We start from the raw sequence: 19,340 nt of genomic DNA on the forward strand, positions 1-19,340 counted from the left end.
TCTCGCCCTACGTGATCGAACTGATCTGCTCTGTCACCGTGGTACCGCTCCAGCCTGACACGTAGGGATCGCCCGCTTCAGGCAGTGCAGGATCTCCTTGGTTCCCTTTCCCTGCTCGCGTCTCCGGGCCGCGTAGGCGCGGGTACGTGGATCCGTGTGGAGGCGGGCCACAGCGATTCGGTGAAGGGCACTGTTGGCCTGTCGATCGCCACCGCGGTTGAGCCGGTATCGGGTGACTTGGCCGGAGGAAGCCGGGACCGGGCAGGCCCCGCAGAGCATGGCGAAGGATGCTTCGGAGTGCAGTCGGTCGGGGTTGTCTCCAGCGATCATCAACAGCTGGGAAGCGTTGACGATGCCCACGCCCGTGGTCTGCAGCAACTGAGGATTGGCCCGGCTCACCAGCTCTTGCAGGTGACTGTCGTGGCCCTGAATTTCACGTTGCAGGGCCAGAACTCGATGAGCCAGATCTCGCAGGGTCCTGCGGACCAAGAAGTCGACAGGACAAAGGTCCGTGTCCTGCTGCTGACAGGGCCACCATGCCCCAGGATTAACAGGTCCTGGCCTGGATTAACAGCGCCCACGCCGCCACCCCGAAGCACTTACAGGACACGCGCTAGGTGGTGGCCACTCGAATTATGTGGTCCGCGACTCGTGGTGCATGCCGGCGCAATTAGCGAACTGCCGGTTCCATAACGGGTGTTTTCGGCGCTTACAGTCCGATTCCGGGTGGTCCTGCCGGCTTGCATGGGCAAACCCTTCGCTGAACTTGGCCAGGTTTCGAGACATCCGAAGCGAGATGACTCCTTCCAACATCCGCTCATCGGCTACTTCACTCGGACCAAGGAAGTTCGGCACGAGCAGATCCTTGGCGACGTCGAAGATAGGCGGCCAGTTCAGTTAGTGGCCACGCCTCGAGGCTGTTCCGGGCCGCCTCAACATGCTCGTACAGACCGGAAGCTTAGGTGTCGCCGAGATGCGATCTCGGCGCACTCCATGGATCAGCACATCATCATGTTCAGCGGCACGTTTGGGACCATTCGAACTCAGAGGTGTCCACGGCGCGCCAATAGCGCTACTCGGCGGTCGCGGCCTTGTCGAGGAGGGCGCGAATGTCACGGCGCATGTTTCACAGCCTGTGGCACATTTCATCCGCGCCCCCAATAACTCGACAATGGTTCGCGCGTCATGTTCGTGGTGATGCTTCGCCAAGGACACCTCAGCATCCGCAGGCAGCCCTCGATCATTGTCCTGGACTGTGGAGATGAACTGGGACGGCCGGGGCCGGCGCTCTCGCCGGCGCCGGACCGTCTCACCTGGCGGGGAAGGACTGACACTGGCCAGGAGGACTACCGCAGACTGTGCCGCGATGAGCGGCTACCTTACTTTACTTTCTCCGGTCGACAAATGACACCAGGAGACCCCCGCCTCCCAGGTCATCTTTCGACCCCCAGTTAAGGAGAACGGGCCGGCGTCGGGAACAATGAAGGCAACGGGACCGTTGCGCCAGACACCGCCACCCGGCACCGCCCCGGCGCACCGCACCCCGACCCCGTCCCCGCTGGAAGGATCTTCGTGGCAGAACACCAGTTCGGCTTCCGTACCCGCGCGCTGCATGCCGGCGCCGTCCCTGATGCCGTGCACGGCTCCCGCGCCGTGCCGATCCACCAGACCACCTCCTACGTCTTCGAGTCCGCCCAGGACGCGGCGAACCTCTTCGCCCTGCAGAAGTACGGCAACATCTACTCCCGCATCGGCAACCCGACGGTCGCGGCCTTCGAGGAGCGCATGGCGGCGCTGGAGGGGGGCATCGGCGCGGTCGCGACGGCGTCCGGCATGTCCGCCGAGTTCGTCACCTTCGCCGCCCTGGCCGGCGCCGGGGACCACATCGTGGCCTCGTCCAAGCTCTACGGTGGCACCATCACGCAGCTGGACGTCTCGCTGCGCCGTTTCGGGGTGGAGACCACCTTCGTGGACTCGATGGAGGCGGCTGACTTCGAGGCCGCCATCCAGCCGAACACGAAGGCCGTCTACACGGAGATCGTGGCCAATCCCTCGGGAGACATCGTTGACCTGCCCGGCCTGGCCCGCGTGGCCCACGCCGCCGGGGTGCCGCTGATCGTGGACGCCACCCTGACCCCGCCGTACCTGATCCGCCCGTTCGAGCACGGCGCGGACATCGTCATCCACTCCGCCACCAAGTTCCTCGGTGGCCACGGCACCACCCTGGGCGGCGTCGTCGTCGAGTCCGGGCTGTTCCCGTGGGACAACGGCAGGTTCCCGGCCATGACCGAGCCCGTGCCCTCGTACGGCGGCGTCTCCTGGTGGGGCAACTTCGGTGAGTACGGCTTCCTGACCAAGCTGCGCTCCGAGCAGCTGCGCGATTTCGGCCCCGCTCTGCCGCCGGCCTCCGCCCAGCAGCTCATGCTCGGCCTCGAGACCCTGGCCCAGCGCATGGACGCCCACCTGGCCAACGCCCAGCGGGTCGCCGAATGGCTCGAGGCCGACGATCGGATCTCCTGGGTGAACTTCGCCGGCCTGCCCTCGCACCCGCACCACGAGCGCGGCAAGGAATTGCTCCCGCTGGGCGTGGGCTCAGTGTTCAGCTTCGGGGTCAAGGGCGGGCGCGACGCCGGCGCCTCCTTCATCTCGCACCTCCAGTTGGCCAGCCACCTGGCCAACATCGGCGATGCGAAGACCCTCGTCCTGCACCCTGCCTCCACCACGCACCAGCAGCTGAGCGCCGAGCAGCTCGTCTCCGCCGGTGTCCCTGAGGACCTGATCCGCCTGTCCGTGGGCATCGAGGACGTGGAGGACATCCTCTGGGACCTGGACCAGGCCCTCGAGGCCGCCGTGAACGGCGCCGCCAGCACTGTCCCCGCCACCGAGGAGGTCTCCGAATGAGCACCGCACTGCCTGACCGCACCTGGACCGGCCCGTCTGCACCCGAGCGGCTGCGCCTGTTGCGCGAGGCGAAGTCCATCGCCATCGTCGGCGCCTCGGACAAGCCGGCCCGCGCGTCCTACTTCGTGGCGACCTATCTGAACAGCTCGACGACGTTCGACCTGTACTTCATCAACCCGATCCTCGCCGAGAAGGGCACCGAGATCCTCGGCCACCGGGTCTACGCCTCGCTGGCCGACCTGCCCGTGGAACCGGACATCGTGGAGGTCTTCCGCAAGGCCGAGGACGCCCCTGGCGTGGTGGAGGAGGCCCGCGCGGCCGGGGCGAAGACCGTCTGGCTGCAGCTGGGCATCTGGAACGAGGACGCCGCCCACGCAGCAGAATCGGGCGGGATGAACATGGTCATGGACCGGTGCGTGAAGATCGAGCACGCCCGCTTCCACGGCGGCCTGAACCTGGCCGGCTTCAACACCGGGGTCATCTCCTCGAGGCGCCAGCAGCTGGACCGCTGACGCCCTTAGAGTTGGCCCCATGACGGCCACCACTGCAGCCATCCACCGACTCGCCAGCGAGGCCTTCGGCTGGGACGAGTTGCGTCCCAGCCAGATGGAGGCCGTCGAGGCCGCACTGTCCGGCCGCGATGTGCTGGCCGTGATGCCCACGGGTTACGGGAAGTCGGCCGTCTATCAGCTGGCCGGCGTACTGGCCGAAGGTCCCTGCGTGGTCGTCTCCCCACTGATCGCACTCCAGACCGACCAGCGGGACGGGCTCAACGAACTCCCGGCAGGGGCAGGCACGCGCGCCGTCGCCATCAACTCGTCTCTCTCAGCGCGGGAGCAGGAGCGGGCCTGGCAGTCCGTGGAGAACGGCGAGGTGACGTTCCTCTTCCTCACCCCGGAGCAGCTGGCCAAGGACGAGGTGTTGGCCAGGGTGCGTGATGTTCGTCCGGCGTTCCTCGCCGTGGACGAGGCCCACTGCGTCTCGGCCTGGGGCCATGATTTCCGCCCGGACTATCTTCGGCTCGGTACGGCCCGCCACCGGATGGGCTCGCCGACGATCATCGCCCTCACCGCCACCGCCTCCACGCCGGTCCGGCAGGAGATCGTCGAGGGATTGGCCATGGACGATCCCCTCGTGATCGCGCTGGGATTCGATCGCCCGAACCTGCACTGGGCCGTCGAACGCCACCATGAGGACGATGACAAGACCGATGCCGTACTGGAGCAGGTCGCCGGACTGCCACGCCCGGGACTTCTCTACACGGCAACGCGCCGCGCCGCCGAGGACTATGCCGCCGGGCTCGGGGAACGGGGGCTGACGGCCCGGGCTTACCATGCCGGCCAGAAGACTGCCGACCGGGAGGAGACCCTGCAATTGTTCCTGGACGGCGATGTCGACGTGGTGGTGGCCACCAGTGCCTTCGGCATGGGCATCGACAAGGCCGATGTGCGGTTCGTGGTGCACGCCGACATCACCGATTCACTGGACACCTATTACCAGGAGGCCGGTCGCGCGGGCCGTGATGGTCAGGAGGCCCGGGTGGTGTTGCATTACCGCAGCGAGGACCTCGGCCTGCGCAGCTTCTTCAGCACCCACCATGCGGACCAGGACGTGGTGACCGCGGTCGTCCGGGAATTGCAGCGCGCGGAAGGCCCCCTGCGCCTGACCCACCTGAAGCGCGCCGTGGAGGTCAGTGCCCGCCGGGTCACCGGCACGGTCAACCTGCTGCAGGCAGCTGGCGCCGTGGCCTCCTCCCGGAAGGGGCTGACCCTGGTGGAGGGAGTCGGGCCGAAGACGGCCGCCCGGCTTGCCGAGGAGACCGCCGAGCGGATGGAGCGCATCGACGGCTCACGCATCGAGATGATGCGCGGCTACGCGGAGACCGACGGTTGCCGCCGCCAGTACCTGTTGGGCTACTTCGGCGAGGAATTGGCCGATCCCTGCGGCAACTGCGATACCTGTGATGCCGGCACCGCCAAGGACCTGACGCACGATGACGCGGAATTCTCCCGGCAGAGCGGAGTGGTTCACCGGGAGTGGGGCTCGGGCCTCGTGATGAGCGTCGACGATGACCGGATCACCGTCCTCTTCGAGGAGCAGGGATACCGGACGCTGTCGCTGGAGGCCGTGCGCGAACAAGGACTCCTCACCCGGACGTAGCCAAGCCAGACCTAGCCGGGCCGGCCGGCCACAGAAATGCTGCCACAGGCGAGATGGCGGCCGACTCAGTTGCCGGGCTGTGCCCGTCGGACCGGCTCAGTTCCGTGGTGGCTGGTTCGTCCCGCCAACACCGCCGTCGCCGGACTGGCCACCGGGACCACCGGTGAACCGGCGCGCAGCATCCATGACTCGGCCGATGCCGGACGACCGGCCCGCACCGGGACTCTTCCCACTGCCACTTTCACTGCCACGCCGGTTGAGGGCGCTCGTGGCCTGATGGATCATCTTCCGGCCCTGCGGGCTGTTCGCAAATGATTGGGCCTTGTTCGCCAGATCCTTGAACTTCATGGTCTCTTCTCCGTGGCATGGACAGTTGCACCCCACCCTCGTACGAGTGAGACCCCGGGCTACCGGCTGCGGAGGGGAATCGCATTCGCCGGACCCGGGGTCCCTGTCATCACTCGCACCTTCATCACTCGCACCATGATGAGGTGCTTTCAGCATAGGAAACGAACTTGTGCTCGCACCCCACACTGCCTGTGAGAAGGCTGTGACCCGTCCCTGAGCGCTGACGCCGCCTCCCCCTAGCCGGCGCGGCGCCGGTAGACCCCAGCTCATGACGAGACCCCGGGTTACCGGACGCCGTGAGGCGAACCGGACCCGGGGTCCCTGTCATCACTCGCACCTTCATCACTCGCACCTTGATGAGGCTCTTCCAGAGTAGCGACCGGACATGGGGGCGAACCGCACGCGGCCTGACCGTTGGCTGATCGACCCGGAGAGTACTGCTCCCGAGGGACCGGCGGACATGGCAGGGCCCCGGATAGTCCGGCGGCGTGAGGGGAACGCCATCTGCCGGGCCCGGGGCCCTCTGTCATCACTCGCACCTTGATGAGGTGGTTCCACCCTAAGAACCGGGAGTGAGAATCGCCCGGGCGCCAGCTGGGAGGTCCCTGGCAATGCCGCAGCCGCCTAGGAACCGACGGAGCCCAACTGGTCCACGTCCGTGCGACGGTTGGCCAGTACGGGGAGGAAGGAGCGCACCTCATCGATGCGCTCCCGGGTGACGTCGGCGGTCTCGATCGCCTCGCCCTCCTCGCCGAGGAAGGCCACGGGCACGGCCAGCGGGTCGATGATGGCCGAGTGGCCCACGGTGTTGTCACTGCGCGTGCCCGCGGCCACGATCCAGACGGTGTTCTCCACGGCGCGCGCCTTGAGCAGCAGCTGCCAGTGCTCGATCTTGTAGTCACCCTTGAACCAGGCGGCCGGCACCAGCACGACGTCGGCCCCGGCCACGGCCAGCGAGCGCGCCACTTCCGGGAAGCGCAGGTCGTAGCAGGTCATGATGCCGAACCTCAGGCCGCCGAGTTCCACCATCAGGGTGCCGCGGTCGCCGGCGGTGATGCGGTCCGATTCCCTGTACTTGAAGGCATCGTAGAGGTGCAGCTTGCGGTAGGTCCCCAGGATCTTGCCCGTGGCATCCACCGCCACCACGGTGTTGTAGGGACGCTCGGTGCCCGAGGGCTCGTACCCGCCGGCCACCACGGCGATGGACAGGTCCGCGGCGATCCGCGTGACCTCGGAGACGAAAGCCGACCAGCCGGCGTCGACGGCCTCGGCCAGCGGGCCGTCCACGTGCCGCACGGTGAACATGGACTCCTCGGGGAACAGCACCAGTTCGGCGCCGTCGTCCTTGGCGGACTCCGCCAGACGCCGCAGCGTGGCCACGTTCTCGGCGACCACACCCGTGGGGCGGAATTGTCCGACGCTGATCCTCATGTGACCGTCCTCCTCGCATGGTGTGAAACCGTCCACCCAGCCTAACCTGAGGCCATGTCCGCCGCCCCTGACCACGGTCCCGGACGCCGGGTCTCCACCGACGTCCTGGTGGTCGGCGCAGGACCGACGGGGCTGATGGCGGGCGCCTGGTGTGCGAGGCTCGGGCTCCAGTCCCTCGTGGTGGACGGCAAGGCCGGGCCAACCCGCGAGTCCCGAGCCCTGGCCGTGCAGGCCCGCTCCCTGGAGGTCTACCGGCAGCTCGGCCTGGCGCAGGCCGTGCTGGACGGAGCGACCCCCGCGACGTCCGTCAGTCCCGGGTTCCGCCACCGCACGCTGGGCACCGTGCGGCTGGACCGGGTGGGCCAGCAGCTGACGCCCTTCCCGGGGATCACCATCTTCGAGCAGAGCGCGAACGAGGAGCTACTGGCCGGCCACCTCCGGGACCGGCACCGGCCCGTCGCCTGGGGCACCTCGTTCCGGTCCTTCACCACCGATCCCCGGGCGGCAGGGTCCGGCGGAGCCGTCACCGTCGAACTCGACTCTCCTGAAGGTCTGGTTCAGGTCAGCGCCCGGTACGTGGTGGCCGCCGACGGTGCCTCGTCAGCGGTCCGGCGTGCCCTGGGCATCGCCTTCGAGGGGGCCACCAACCGGTTCGAGTTCTACGTGCTGGACGCCTACGGCGTCACCGGCACCGAGTCCGGCATCACCCTGCGCGCCTCCCGGGAGCACTTCATGCTGGCCTTCCCCCTGGGCGACGACGGCCGCGGCGGGCGGCGCGCACGCCTCCTGGGGATCCTGCGCGCCGAAGACCGGAGTCCGGCGGATCCCGACGAGGGCGCCGGCGCTGCGGCCGCGTCCCCCGCTGCCGAGGCCGCCGCCGAGGCCCGCGACGAAATCCGTGCCCGGGCGTCCCTGGCCGAGGAGTTCGGCGTCCGGTATGCCGGCACGGATTGGTACAGCACCTACCGGGTGCATCATCGCGTGGCCGCCGCCTTCCGGGCCGGCCGGGTGTTCCTGGCGGGGGATGCCGCGCACATCCACTCCCCCGTGGGCGCGCAGGGAATGAACACGGGGTTGCAGGACGCGCAGAACATCGTCTGCACCATCGCCGATGTCCTCGCCGGCCGGGAGCCCGAGGACGTCCTCGACCGCTATGAGGCCGAGCGCCGGCCGGTGGCCCTGACCCTGGTCCGGACCACCGACGTGGTGTTCGGAGCCGTCACCTCCATGTCCCCCCTGGCGCGCTTTCTGCGGACGCGGGTCTTCCCCCTCGCCGCCCCGGTCCTCCTGCGCGCGGCGCCTCGGCTTCCCCTGGGCGGACGGATGTTCGGCTACCTCTCCGAGATCCGGATCCACTACTGGATGCCGGGGACGGAGGCGGACCGCACCGGACCACGACGGCGGCGCCGCGGCACGGTCCTGGGCCGTCGCCTTCCCTGGGTTCCCGACGCCGGCCATACCGGTCCGGTGCCCGGCGGAGACGGGCACGGGGACAACCATGAGGCGCTCAACACGGCCGAGTGGCAGGTGCACGCCTACGGTCCGGCCGCCGACCGGCTGGCGCGGGACCTGGCCGACCGCCACCAGGACAGGGCTGCGGGACGCGCCGGGCCGGCGTCGGGCTTGCCGGTGTTCAGGTTCCGGGCGGCCCCGGAGGCGGGGCTGCCGGACGGAACGGCACTGCTGATCCGCCCGGACGGCTTCGTCGCCGAGACCTTGGACGACTCTTCGGTTCCTGCTCGGAAGGTCAGTCCTCGATGAGGTCGCGGACCTGGACCACCTGGTCGCGGCCCGGGCCGACGCCGATCGCCGACATCCGGGTTCCGGACATCTTCTCGAGGGCCAGCACGTAGTCGCGGGCGTTGGCCGGCAGATCCTCCATGGTGCGGGCTCCGGAGATGTCCTCGGTCCAGCCCTCGAAGTACTCGAAGATCGGCTTGGCGTGGTGGAACGCGGTCTGCGTCATGGGCATCTCGTCATGCCGCACGCCGTCCACGTCGTACGCCACGCACACCGGGATCTGCTCGATGCCGGTGAGGACGTCCAGCTTGGTGAGGAAGTAGTCGGTGAAGCCGTTGATGCGGGTGGCGTAGCGGGCCATCACCGCGTCATACCAGCCGGTGCGGCGCGGGCGGCCGGTGTTCACGCCGAACTCGCCGCCCACGGTGCGCAGGCGCGTGCCCATGCCGTCCTCGTCGAAGAGCTCGGTGGGGAACGGGCCGGCCCCCACCCGGGTGGTGTAGGCCTTGACGATGCCGATGGTGCGGGTGAAGCGGGTGGGGCCGATCCCGGCGCCCACGGAGGCGCCACCGGCGGTCGGGTTGGAGGACGTCACGAACGGATAGGTGCCGTGGTCCACGTCCAGGTAGGTCGCCTGGCCGCCTTCCATCAGGACGACCTTGCCCTCGTCGAGGGCGTCGTTGAGCAGGATGGTGGAGTCCACGACCATGGGACGCAGCCGCTCGGCGAAGGACAGGAAGTACTCGGCGATCTCGTCCACGGTGATCGCCCGGCGGTTGTACAGCTTGACCAGCAGCTCGTTCTTCTGGCGCAGGGCGCCCTCGATCTTCTGGCGCAGGATCGACTCGTCGAAGATGTCCTGGACGCGCACGCCGAGGCGGCCGACCTTGTCCATGTAGGTGGGGCCGATGCCGCGGCCGGTGGTGCCGATGGCGCGCTTGCCGAGGAAGCGCTCGGTGACCTTGTCCATGGTCTGGTGATACGGGGCCACCAGGTGCGCATTGGCCGAGATCTTCAGGTGGTCGCAGCGCTGACCGCGGGCCTCGAGTCCGTCGATCTCCTCGAACAGGGCCTCAAGGTTGACCACCACGCCGTTGCCGATCACCGGGACGGCGTTCGGAGACAGGATGCCAGCCGGCAGCAGCTTGAGTTCGAACTTCTCACCGCCGACGACGACGGTGTGTCCGGCATTGTTGCCGCCGTTGGGCTTGACCACGTAGTCCACGCGGCCGCCCAGCAGATCGGTGGCCTTACCCTTGCCCTCGTCGCCCCACTGGGCGCCGACGATCGCGATTGCTGGCATGAATGCATCTCTCCTGAGCAGGCCACGGCAACCGTCCTCGCGGCGGTCCCGTCCGGCCCTCGACATGGAAAACGCCCCCGGTGACCGCTCCCACGGTTCTCTGCCGTGCGGTGCATCACACGAGGGCCTTACAACCGGAGTTTACCAGTCAGGACCCGCCCGGATTTAAGGCGCCGCCTCGGCGTAGTCGCGCAGCGACTCGAGCTGACCCGCATCCGCGTCGGCGAGCGCGGCTGCCAGGCCGAGCGCCTCCTCGCGCAATTCCTCCGCAGCGCGCACGGCGATGCGCAGGTGCACCCGGGTGAAGCCGGCGTCGGGCAGCAGGAGGTAGCCGTATTCCACGCGCACGTCCGCGTCATCGGCACCGGAGACCATGGTCAGCCCGTGCCCGGGCTCATAGGTGGCCAGCGTGTACTGGCGCTGGTGGCCGCCGGTCGCATAGGAGAGCTCCTGGCCCGGCCCCGCCGGCCCGTTGACGTGCATCTCCTCGACATCGGGGAGCCACGCCGGCGCGGCGGCCCAGTCCGTGAGCAGCTCCCACACCCTCGGAGCAGGCAGGTGGACCACGATGTCGTCTTCGAGGGCCGCGATGGTCAACATGGTCCGATCCTCGCCCCTGTACGCCCTCGGTGTTAAGGGGTGAAACGCCGCTAGGTTCCACTGCGCCCAGACCATGCCTGCCTATGGTGGTGCCAGTCACATTCGCCCAGGGGCCTCCCGGCGCCATCACCGCACCGTAACGCGCCGGTCCCGCACCGTCAGGAGCCATCGGCATGTCCAGCACCCCGGGAACCACCGAAACGCCGCCCCGCAAGGAAGGAACCCCGCTCTCCCGCGCCATGCGTCCCGTCAATCACGTGGTGGAACGGTTCATCCCGTCCGCCCTGGTCTTCTCGATCGTCCTGACCTTCATCGTCGCGATCCTGGCGTTGATCCTGACCGGCACCGGCCCCGGCGACCTCGTGGTCCACTGGGGCGACGGTCTGGCCGGGCTGCTCGACTTCATCACCCAGATGGCCCTGATCCTGCTGCTCGGGCACATCCTGGCCAACACCGGACCGGTCCGGCGCGTGCTGGCCTTCCTGGGCTCGGTCCCCCGCACGGAGCTCACCGCCTACGTGTTCGTCTTCGCCGTGGCCGCCGTGGCCAGCCTCATCACCTGGGGGCTGGGCCTGGTGGTCGGCGGCCTGCTGGCCCGGGAGGTCGCCTACCAGGGGCGCGAGCGCGGCCTGAAGCTGCACTTCCCCATGCTGGTGGCCGCCGGCTTCGCCGGCTTCGTGGTCTGGCACATGGGCTATTCGGCATCCGGCCCCCTGACCGCCGCCACCGAGGGGTCCTTCCTCATGGAGTCCCTCGGCGGGCAGCCCGTGCCGATCAGTGAGACCGTGTTCTCCTCCTGGAACATGATCGCCGCCGTGGTGACGATCCTCGTGGTGGCCCTGGCCCTGTTCCTGGTGGCCCCGCGCCGCGGCGACAAGATCGTGGAGCTGGCGAAGGACGCCCGCGAGCAGGCCGATGACGGCCAGGAGGAGATCGTGACCCCGGCCGACCGCGTGGATGCCAGCCGCCTGCCGACCCTGCTGCTGGGCCTGATGCTGGTGGCCTACCTGGTGCTGCACTTCTCCAGGGGTGGCACCCTGACCCTGGACACCGTGAACTGGTCCTTCCTCGCCCTGATCCTGCTGCTGGTGCGCAATCCCTTCGAGCTGATCCACCTGACCAAGAACGCCGCCTCCAACGTGGGCGAGATCCTGCTGCAGTTCCCGTTGTACGCGGGCATCCTCGGCATGATGACCGAGTCTGGCCTGGTGCAGATCCTCTCCGACGCCTTCGTGGCCATCTCCAATCCCACGACCTTCGGGGTTCTGGCCTTCCTGTCCGCCGGCCTGGTGAACTTCTTCGTCCCCTCCGGCGGCGGGCAGTTCGCGGTGCAGGGGCCCATCATGCTCGGCGCCGGCGCCGACCTCGGCGTGGACCCCGCGATCACCATCATGGCCGTGTCCTACGGCGATCAGTGGACGAACATGATCCAGCCGTTCTGGGCCATCCCCCTGCTGGCGATCGCCGGGCTGAAGATGCGGGACATCCTCGGCTACACCACGGTGGTGCTCATCGCCTCCGGCCTCGTGTTCGCGGGCACCCTGCTGCTCGTGTCGCTCTAACTCCCCGGCACAGAGTGACCCCTCCCCCGCCCTCGTGGCGGGGACACTCTGTACCGAGCCCTACGACCCCAGGGGACGGCACCAGAGATCCCTAGGGCCATCGTGGGCGCGTACCCTCGAAGGGAGTGGCAGCGAGTTGCTTCTCGATCTCCGGGACAAGGTCACTAGCCATCGGAGTGGTCCCGAATTGGGTCCTGACAATCGGCCGCTCGGCGAGCAGCCCTCCCATGCCGAAGGGGCGGCCGGAGTGCCCGCGATTCGTCGACCGGACTCGAGCGAAGGCCTGATCTGTCACGTGGAAGGCAAGCTGTTGCTTGTGGGATTCCACCCACGGCGCCGGGCTGACCTCGGCGTTGAGGATCTCCTCCCAGGTCAACGTCCACGCAGGAGTGGAGACCCCGCGATCATCGATGGTCACGTGCTGCGGCCGGATCGCACCATTGAGGTAATACCAGGCCCCGTAGCCGGCGAAGAACACTCCGGGCACGGCAATGATTCGAAGGAAGCCCAGCATCGGGGACGGATCGTTGAAGTAAGACCCCGGGATCCCGAGAACAGCGCAGAGCAGAAAGACGGTCAAAGCCAGACTCAGGATCCCGACGAACCACCAACGGACCAAGCCGACCCGTGCCGTCACCGGTTCCGGACGTTGCCCCTGCTCGGCCCCATTGTTCGGCTGGGCGCTCATCCCAACCGCCCGCCGGACTCCTGGAGATAGCAGACCCCGCAGAGAGACTCGTAGGTGACCTCTACGCCGTCGATCGCCACCTGGTCGCCCTCGAAGACGAAGCGTTCGCGCCGGGGCTCGCGCGCACCGGCGGCCGGGCCGGCGTCGTGCCCCGCCATCGTGTCCACCACCTTGCGGGTGTTGAAGATGGCCTTGCGCCCGCACCGGCAGATGGTCTTGAGCTCCTCGAGGGAGTGGGCCAGCTCCATAAGCCGGGCCGAGCCGGGGAAGGACGCCGTGCGGAAATCGGTGCGGATGCCGTAGGCCATCACGGGCACGCCCTCGAGCACGGCGATCCGCAGCAGGTCGTCCACCTGGGCAGGTTCGAGGAACTGGGCCTCGTCCACGAGCAGGCAGGCGACGGGCTTGACCTCGGCGTCCAGGTGCGTGAGCAGGGCGGTGGGGTCGTCCCCGCGGGCCTCCTGGCGGAACAGCGCCATGAGGTCGGCCCCGGGCGGGATCAGGAAGTCGGCATTCCGGGTGACGCCCAGCCGGGAGACGATCTGGTCCTCGCCCTTCGAGTCCACCTGGGGCTTGGCCAGCAGCACCCGCTGACCGCGTTCCTCGTAGTTGAACGCGGCCTGGAGGAGTCCGGTCGACTTGCCGGAGTTCATCGCCCCGTAGCGGAAGTAGAGCTTGGCCACGATCGAGAAGTCTAGTGCTGGTCCGGTGAACTACTTGATCGAGTTCGGATGCTTCGCCAGCGGAGTGACCTTGATGTCCATATAGGGGTACATGGGGAAACCGCTGAGGATGGTGTGCAGCTCGTCGTTGTCCGCCACGTCGTAGACGGAGTAGTTGGCGTATTCACCGACCACGCGCCAGATGTCCCGCATCCTGCCCTCGCGCTGCAGGTTGCCGGAGTACTCCTTCTCCTTGACCTGGAATTCCGCCTTGGTCTCCGCGGTCATCGACTCGGGGAAGGTCACGTCCATCCGTGCCAGAAACAGCATCGTCACTCCTTCGTACGGCGCATCATGCAGTGGTTGCGCTGGGGCTGAGATCGCCGAGGGCGTTCGGCCGTTGTCACTATAGACGGCCCGTGATGAGCCCGGCGGCTCAGCCCTGGGGCAGGACGAACCCGGGCCGCCGCACGGTGACCCGGGGTCGCGCGTCCCCGGGGATGCCGTCGGCATCGAGCGGGAGCCCGACGACGGCGTCACCCCGTTCCAGCGCGACCAGCAGCGTGGGTGCCCCGCCGGGATGGCCGAGCGCCAGGTGGCGGGGCCAGTTCCCGCCGCACGGCACCTCGGCGACGAGTTCGGGCGTCCCGGCACGGCGGATCACGCCGATGGTGTCGCGGCCGCGGTTGGCCACATAGATGAGCGCCCCGTCCGGGGAGAGCACCAGGTGCGAGGGCAGGTTGTCCTGGGCGGACCCGGGATCCTGGTCCTGACCGTGGGTCGGAACGATGGCGACCTCGCGGAATCCCCCGGCAGTGGCGTCCAGGTCCAGCACGTGCAGCCGCGAGTCCAGTTCTCCCACCACGGCCAGGTGGCGTCCCTCGATGCCGGCCTCCGGCAACGGGGGCAACAGCGCGAGATGGCGGGGACCGGTGCCGGCGGGCAGGAGGTGGACCCAGGATGGCGTGCAGTCGGCCACGTCCACACCCGCGGTGTCCCCGGGAGCGGTCCCCGCCCCGTTCCGGACGATGTCCTGGAGGGAGTACTCGAGGAGGCGGTCGGCGCCCAGGTCCGTGACGAGCAGGCGGTCGTCGTCCAGGAAGATCACGAAGTGCAGGTGCGGGGCCTCCTGGCGGGAGGCCACGGGCCCGGACCCGTCAGGAGCCTGGACCGCCACCGGCTGCCCCAGCAGGCCGTCCTCGAGGACCGGGGCCACCGTCAGGGTGCCCGAGTCGTAGGAGGCCGCAGCCAGCCACGTGCCGGAGGGGTTGAGGTCCGCATGGCAGGTGTTCGCGCCACCGGTGGACACGCGCTGGGAGGTCACCCAGCCGACGTCGTGGCCGGGGGAAGTCGCGCGCGCAGCGGACGGGGACAGGACGGCGATCTCGCCCTCGGGCAGGTGCAGGGCGGCATACAGCCTGCCCTCCGAGTCCGTGCCCGCACGGCCGCGGACCAGCCATGAGGGGGCATCCGGGCCGCCACCGGCCACCGCGTCCGCGTGCTGCGGCCAGCCGGTGGTGCGCACGAGTCCACCGGCGTTGGCCAGGACGGGGGTATCGGCACCGGGGGTGTTGAAGGTGCCCACGAGGACGGTGTCAGCCCCTGCGGGGCCGTCGCTGCCGCCTGCGCCCACGGCAGGGTTCGGCACCATGGCTCAGCCCTGGGCGATCTGTTCTGTGGCCGTGGGATCGGCGTCCATCAGGAAGGCCTCGATGCGGTGGACCTCTTCGCCCTCCCCGATGGCGGAGGCGGCCAAGCCGAGCATGTAGAGCGATCGGAGGAAACCGCGGTTCGGCTCGTGGGAGTAGGGCACCGGACCGGCACCCCGCCAGCCCGCACCCCGCAGCGAGTCCAAGCCACGGTGGTAGCCCACCCGGGCGAAGGCGTAGGCGTCGATGGTGCGCCCCTCGGCCCAGGCGTCCTCGGCCATCAGGGCCCAGGCGAGGGAGGACTTGGGGAACCGGATGGCGATGTCTTCCGGCAGGTCGCCCGCCTCGATCCGCGCCAGGACCTCCGGTTCCTCCGGAAGCTGCGTGGGGGCGGGCTGCATGAGGTTCTTGCCGACGATCGACGCGTCAGAGGACATGATGCTCCTTGATTCGGGTGGCTCCGGGGGCGGGCGGCACCGGTACTGGCGCGGTGGCCCACGCCGGAGGAGGACGGGACACCTCCGACCCTACCCGTGGAACCCCCTCTGGGCCGTGGGTCCGGTCACCGCCGGCGAGGACCGATTCCGGCGAGGCCCCTTGGCTAGGATGCCTAGAATGCCGCGCTGCGCATCACTGTCCGGAAACAGTCGGCGCAGGACCGCGCGAGCCGAGTCGGTTCACTCGTCCCCGAGACCCATTTCCCTGGCCTTGCGCTCCCACGCCTCATGTTCGCTGTCCCGCAGCTCGCGCTTCTCCACGCGGGCCTCGAGGCGGTCGATGCGGCGCTCGACCTCGGGCTTGACCTGCCCCGACTCCAGGGCCTCGATGCGCTTCTTGAGGCGCTCGAGCTCCTTCGGGTCGGACTCACCATCCGAGCCCGGAATGGCCTTGCCGGTCACCATGCTGAAGACCATGAGGCCACCCCAGACGAGGATGGCGATGATGGCGATCCATGCGAACCAGGGCATGGGCTTCTCCTTCTCGAGGACGGCGGCCGGGGCTCCCGCTGCGGAACGCGCCCGGCCGGCGTCCTGCTGGGTTAACCGATGGACTGACCGGCGGAGCCGAGTTCCTGGCAGGCCTGCCCCACGCGGGTGGCCATGGCCTCCTCGGCCTTGGCACCCCAGGTGCGCGGGTCGTAGAGCTTCTTGTTGCCGACCTCGCCGTCGACCTTCAGGACGCCGTCGTAGTTCTGGAACATGTGCGTCACCACGGGACGGGTGAAGGCGTACTGGGTGTCCGTGTCCACGTTCATCTTGATGACGCCGTAGGACACCGCGTCCGAGATCTCCTGGGCCGAAGAGCCGGAACCGCCGTGGAAGACCAGGTCGAAGGGACGGTCCTGGCCGATGCTGGCGCCGACCTCGCGCTGGATCTCGTCCAGGATCTCCGGGCGCAGCTTGACGTTGCCCGGCTTGTAGACGCCGTGGACGTTGCCGAAGGTCAGGGCCGTGAGGTAGCGGCCGTTCTCCCCGGCGCCCAGGGCCTCGATGGTGGCCAGGCCGTCCGCCACGGAGGTGTAGAGCTTCTCATTGATCTCATGCGCCACGCCGTCCTCCTCGCCGCCGACCACGCCGATCTCCACCTCGAGGATCTGCCGGTTGGCGTGGGTGCGGGCCAGCAGCTCGCGGCCGATGCGCAGGTTCTCCTCGAGGGTCTCGGCCGAGCCGTCCCACATGTGCGAGTTGAAGAACGGGTCACGGCCGGCCTTGACCTCGGCCTCGGAGGCGTCCAGCAGCGGCATGACGAAGCCGTCCAGCTTGTCCTTGGGGCAGTGGTCCGTGTGCAGGGCGATGTTGACGCCGTAGTTCTTGGCGACCTCGCGGGCGAAGGCCACCATGGCCAGCGAGCCGGTCACCATGTCCTTCACGGAGGAGCCGGAGAAGTAGGCCGCGCCACCGGTGGAGGCCTGGATGATGCCGTCCGAGCCGGCCTCCGCGAAGCCCCGGATCGCGGCGTTCAGCGTCTGGGAGCTGGTGACGTTGATGGCCGGATAGGCATAGCCGCCCTTCTTGGCGGAGTCGATCATTTCGGCGTACTTGTCCGGTGAGGCGATGGGCATTGCGGCTCCTTGACATCGATAGGTATCGGGTGACCCTGTCCATGGCCCATCCTAGTCAACCGAGCTAGTCAACCGAGCTAGTCAACCGAGGCCCCGGACCCGCCCGGGACCACGCCCCGTCAGGGGCGCTGGCCGAAGACCTGCTGACGGATCCAGGCGTGCATGGCGATGCCGGCGGCGGAGGCGGCATTGATGGACCGGGTGGATCCGTACTGTGCGATGGACAGCGTCGCCTCGGCCGCCGCATGGACCTCCTCGGAGAGCCCCGGCCCCTCCTGCCCGAAGACCAGCACGCACCGCTCGGGCAGCGCGAACGTCTCCAAGGGCACGGAGTCCGGAAAGATGTCGATGCCGATCACGGCGAGCCCCTCGGCTGCCGCCCAGGCCGTGAAGTCCTCCACGGTCGGGTGGTGGTGCACGTGCAGGTAGCGGTCCGTGACCATGGCCCCGCGGCGGTTCCAGCGGCGCCGGCCGATGATGTGCACCCCTGCCGCGTTGAACGCGTTGGCGGTGCGCACCACGGTGCCGATGTTCAGGTCGTGCTGCCAGTTCTCGATCGCCACGTGGAAGGGGTGCCGCCTGGTGTCCAGGTCCGCCACGATCGCCTCGAGCGTCCAGTACCGGTAGTGGTCCGCCACATTGCGCCGGTCGCCCTCACGCAGCAGTTCGGGGTCCCACTGCTCCCCCGCGGGCCAGTCACCCTCCCAGGGGCCCACGCCCACCTCCCGCTCGGGTGCGTCCGGAACCGGCGCACCCGGGGCGGCCGGGCCGGCGTCGGGCGTCACTTGAGGCGGTCGACGAGCGCCCAGGAGGCGAGCGCCGAGGCCCCCGCCACGGTCAGGACGGCCGGCCACGGGCCGATCTTCTTGGCGAGCGGGTGGGACGCGCCGAAGCCCCCGATGTACAACGCGGACAGCGCGACGGTGGTGGCGGCACCGCCCTTGGCGGCCCACGTGCGGCCCGCGTAGGCACCGGCCGCGGCCAGGACCACGCCGCCGAGGGCGCGGACACCGGTCTCGCGGGCGGTGAGGTAGCCGCCGAGGAGCCCGAGGGCGGCCAGGGGGGCGGTCACAACGGACTCTGCGGGCTTGAACACACCGGTTTCGCTCATGGACACCACGGTAGCCGCTGTCCACGGCGCACAATGGACCCGTGACCATCGTCGACAACGCCATCTACAAGGACGGCCAGCGCATCCTGGCGCCCACCTCGCTGCAGGAGACCTTCGAGCAGTGCAAACGGCTCGGCGGGATGGCGTGGGTGGGACTGTACCGGCCGGATGAGGCGGAGTTGCAGGAGGTGGCGCACGAGCTCAACCTGCACGAGCTGGCTGTGGAGGACGCCCTGGTGGGCGGGCAGCGGGCCAAGCTCGAGCGCTATGACGATGACCGCTTCTTCGTGTTGATCCCCGCCCGCTACCTGGACGAGACGGAGACCGTGGAGTTCGGTGAGCTCAACGTGTTCGTCGGCAACGACTTCGTGGTCACGGTCCGCCATTCGGAGGTCCCGGACCTCTCCCGGGTCCGGCGCCACCTGGAGGAGCAACAGTCGGACCTGCTCTCCGCCGGGACCTCCGCCGTGGTGCACGGGATCCTCGACTCCGTGGTGGACGACTACTTCCCCGTGGCCGAGGGCCTGGAGAACGACATCGCCGAGATCGAGGACGAGATCTTCGCCGGGGACGGCAACGTGACCCGCCGCATCTACGAGCTCTCCCGCGAGGTGGTGGGCTTCCAGCGGGCCATCCGGTCCCTGCCGCACATGCTGGAGACCATGATCGAGCACCTGGAGGGGGACCCCGGCAAGGTCGAGGTACTCCGCAAGCTGCGTGACGTGCACGACCACACCGTGCAGCTCGATGACCGGGTCACCTCCATGCGCACGATGCTCGAGCATGCCCTGGAGCTGGACTCCACCTTGACCTCGAAGAAGCTCGCCGAGGTCTCCGTGGCGCAGAACGAGCAGGTCAAACGCATCTCGTCCTGGGCGGCCATCATCTTCGCCCCGCAGCTGGTGGGCTCGATCTACGGCATGAACTTCGACCTCATGCCGGAGCTGCACTGGGTGTGGGGCTACCCGTTCGCCCTGGCGCTGATGCTCGCCGTGGCGCTGACGCTGTTCGTCCTGTTCCGCAAGAACGACTGGCTGTAGCCCACCAGCCTCCGCCACAACCCGACATCCCGGGTTACGAGCACGCCCGACGTCGAAACACGCCGGTGCAGTCGACACGAGTC

Annotated in this window: 19 protein-coding genes; 6 read left to right on the forward strand and 13 right to left on the reverse strand. The window is 68.7% G+C overall.

Annotation, left to right across the window (positions count from 1 at the left end; all coding sequences use genetic code 11):
• Positions 1-33 precede the first annotated feature (33 nt).
• Positions 34-399 carry a transposase gene (locus tag ACFFIO_RS08625; RefSeq protein WP_378041203.1) on the reverse strand — a complete coding sequence of 122 codons (366 nt, stop codon included), beginning with the start codon at positions 397-399 and terminating at the stop codon, positions 34-36.
• 1,173 nt (positions 400-1,572) lie between these two features.
• Here ACFFIO_RS08625 and ACFFIO_RS08630 point away from each other — a divergent pair.
• The 3 genes from ACFFIO_RS08630 to ACFFIO_RS08640 are packed head-to-tail and all read left to right on the forward strand — an operon-like array spanning position 1,573 to position 5,061.
• Positions 1,573-2,901: an O-acetylhomoserine aminocarboxypropyltransferase/cysteine synthase family protein gene (locus tag ACFFIO_RS08630; protein WP_159553257.1), complete on the forward strand. Its 1,329-nt coding sequence runs from the start codon at positions 1,573-1,575 to the stop codon at positions 2,899-2,901.
• The gene (locus tag ACFFIO_RS08635) at positions 2,898-3,413 is read left to right on the forward strand and encodes a CoA-binding protein (RefSeq protein ID WP_378041179.1); all 516 of its coding nucleotides are present in this window, start codon (positions 2,898-2,900) and stop codon (positions 3,411-3,413) included. Before ACFFIO_RS08630 ends, ACFFIO_RS08635 begins: the two co-directional genes overlap by 4 nt.
• Positions 3,414-3,432: 19 nt before the next feature.
• Positions 3,433-5,061: a RecQ family ATP-dependent DNA helicase gene (locus ACFFIO_RS08640; protein WP_378041180.1), complete on the forward strand. Its 1,629-nt coding sequence runs from the start codon at positions 3,433-3,435 to the stop codon at positions 5,059-5,061.
• Positions 5,062-6,033: 972 nt separating this feature from the next.
• Here ACFFIO_RS08640 and ACFFIO_RS08645 read toward each other — a convergent pair.
• Positions 6,034-6,840 (reverse strand): carbon-nitrogen hydrolase family protein, encoded by an 807-nt coding sequence (locus ACFFIO_RS08645; protein WP_378041181.1) that lies wholly within the window; start codon positions 6,838-6,840, stop codon positions 6,034-6,036.
• Between the two features lie 54 nt (positions 6,841-6,894).
• Here ACFFIO_RS08645 and ACFFIO_RS08650 point away from each other — a divergent pair, with 54 nt between their 5' ends.
• On the forward strand, positions 6,895-8,601 hold the full coding sequence (locus ACFFIO_RS08650) for an FAD-dependent monooxygenase (RefSeq protein ID WP_378041182.1): 1,707 nt from the start codon (positions 6,895-6,897) through the stop codon (positions 8,599-8,601).
• Here the strand turns inward: ACFFIO_RS08650 and ACFFIO_RS08655 are convergent.
• Positions 8,588-9,883 carry an adenylosuccinate synthase gene (locus ACFFIO_RS08655; RefSeq protein WP_378041183.1) on the reverse strand — a complete coding sequence of 432 codons (1,296 nt, stop codon included), beginning with the start codon at positions 9,881-9,883 and terminating at the stop codon, positions 8,588-8,590. The two genes, ACFFIO_RS08650 and ACFFIO_RS08655, sit on opposite strands and share 14 nt — an antisense overlap.
• A gap of 165 nt (positions 9,884-10,048) precedes the next feature.
• Positions 10,049-10,483 carry an SRPBCC family protein gene (locus ACFFIO_RS08660; RefSeq protein ID WP_378041184.1) on the reverse strand — a complete coding sequence of 145 codons (435 nt, stop codon included), beginning with the start codon at positions 10,481-10,483 and terminating at the stop codon, positions 10,049-10,051.
• Positions 10,484-10,722: 239 nt separating this feature from the next.
• On the opposite strand from ACFFIO_RS08660, the gene ACFFIO_RS08665 reads away from it, so the two are divergent.
• Positions 10,723-12,045 (forward strand): short-chain fatty acid transporter, encoded by a 1,323-nt coding sequence (locus tag ACFFIO_RS08665; RefSeq protein WP_378041204.1) that lies wholly within the window; start codon positions 10,723-10,725, stop codon positions 12,043-12,045.
• A gap of 91 nt (positions 12,046-12,136) precedes the next feature.
• Here the strand turns inward: ACFFIO_RS08665 and ACFFIO_RS08670 are convergent, their stop codons facing one another.
• From ACFFIO_RS08670 to ACFFIO_RS08710, 9 genes are all read right to left on the reverse strand, one after another.
• Positions 12,137-12,733, reverse strand: coding sequence for a hypothetical protein (locus ACFFIO_RS08670; protein WP_378041185.1), 597 nt, complete (start codon positions 12,731-12,733; stop codon positions 12,137-12,139).
• Positions 12,730-13,416 (reverse strand): thymidine kinase, encoded by a 687-nt coding sequence (locus tag ACFFIO_RS08675; RefSeq protein ID WP_378041186.1) that lies wholly within the window; start codon positions 13,414-13,416, stop codon positions 12,730-12,732. The genes ACFFIO_RS08670 and ACFFIO_RS08675 overlap by 4 nt, the downstream gene beginning before the upstream one ends.
• A gap of 30 nt (positions 13,417-13,446) precedes the next feature.
• A complete protein-coding gene (gene catC, locus ACFFIO_RS08680) occupies positions 13,447-13,725 on the reverse strand; it encodes a muconolactone Delta-isomerase (RefSeq protein WP_378041187.1) in 279 nt (92 codons plus the stop codon).
• A gap of 106 nt (positions 13,726-13,831) precedes the next feature.
• Positions 13,832-15,046, reverse strand: coding sequence for a lactonase family protein (locus ACFFIO_RS08685; protein WP_378041188.1), 1,215 nt, complete (start codon positions 15,044-15,046; stop codon positions 13,832-13,834).
• A gap of 3 nt (positions 15,047-15,049) precedes the next feature.
• Complete coding sequence (locus tag ACFFIO_RS08690) at positions 15,050-15,481, reverse strand: DUF3151 domain-containing protein (protein ID WP_378041189.1); 432 nt, start codon at positions 15,479-15,481, stop codon at positions 15,050-15,052.
• A 240-nt stretch (positions 15,482-15,721) separates the two neighbouring features.
• Positions 15,722-16,012: a hypothetical protein gene (locus ACFFIO_RS08695; protein ID WP_378041190.1), complete on the reverse strand. Its 291-nt coding sequence runs from the start codon at positions 16,010-16,012 to the stop codon at positions 15,722-15,724.
• Between the two features lie 71 nt (positions 16,013-16,083).
• Complete coding sequence (gene fbaA, locus ACFFIO_RS08700) at positions 16,084-17,106, reverse strand: class II fructose-bisphosphate aldolase (RefSeq protein ID WP_378041191.1); 1,023 nt, start codon at positions 17,104-17,106, stop codon at positions 16,084-16,086.
• A gap of 119 nt (positions 17,107-17,225) precedes the next feature.
• A complete protein-coding gene (locus ACFFIO_RS08705; protein WP_378041192.1) occupies positions 17,226-17,891 on the reverse strand; it encodes a TrmH family RNA methyltransferase in 666 nt (221 codons plus the stop codon).
• Entirely contained in the window at positions 17,888-18,217 is a 330-nt protein-coding gene (locus tag ACFFIO_RS08710; protein ID WP_378041193.1) for a hypothetical protein, read from the reverse strand. Before ACFFIO_RS08710 ends, ACFFIO_RS08705 begins: the two co-directional genes overlap by 4 nt.
• A gap of 41 nt (positions 18,218-18,258) precedes the next feature.
• Between ACFFIO_RS08710 and ACFFIO_RS08715 the strand changes: the two genes are divergently transcribed.
• Positions 18,259-19,257: a magnesium and cobalt transport protein CorA gene (locus ACFFIO_RS08715; RefSeq protein WP_378041194.1), complete on the forward strand. Its 999-nt coding sequence runs from the start codon at positions 18,259-18,261 to the stop codon at positions 19,255-19,257.
• The last annotated feature ends 83 nt before the right edge of the window (positions 19,258-19,340 follow it).

This window comes from Citricoccus parietis, from assembly GCF_042433045.1.
In the GTDB taxonomy this organism is placed as follows: Bacteria; Actinomycetota; Actinomycetes; order Actinomycetales; family Micrococcaceae; genus Citricoccus; species Citricoccus parietis.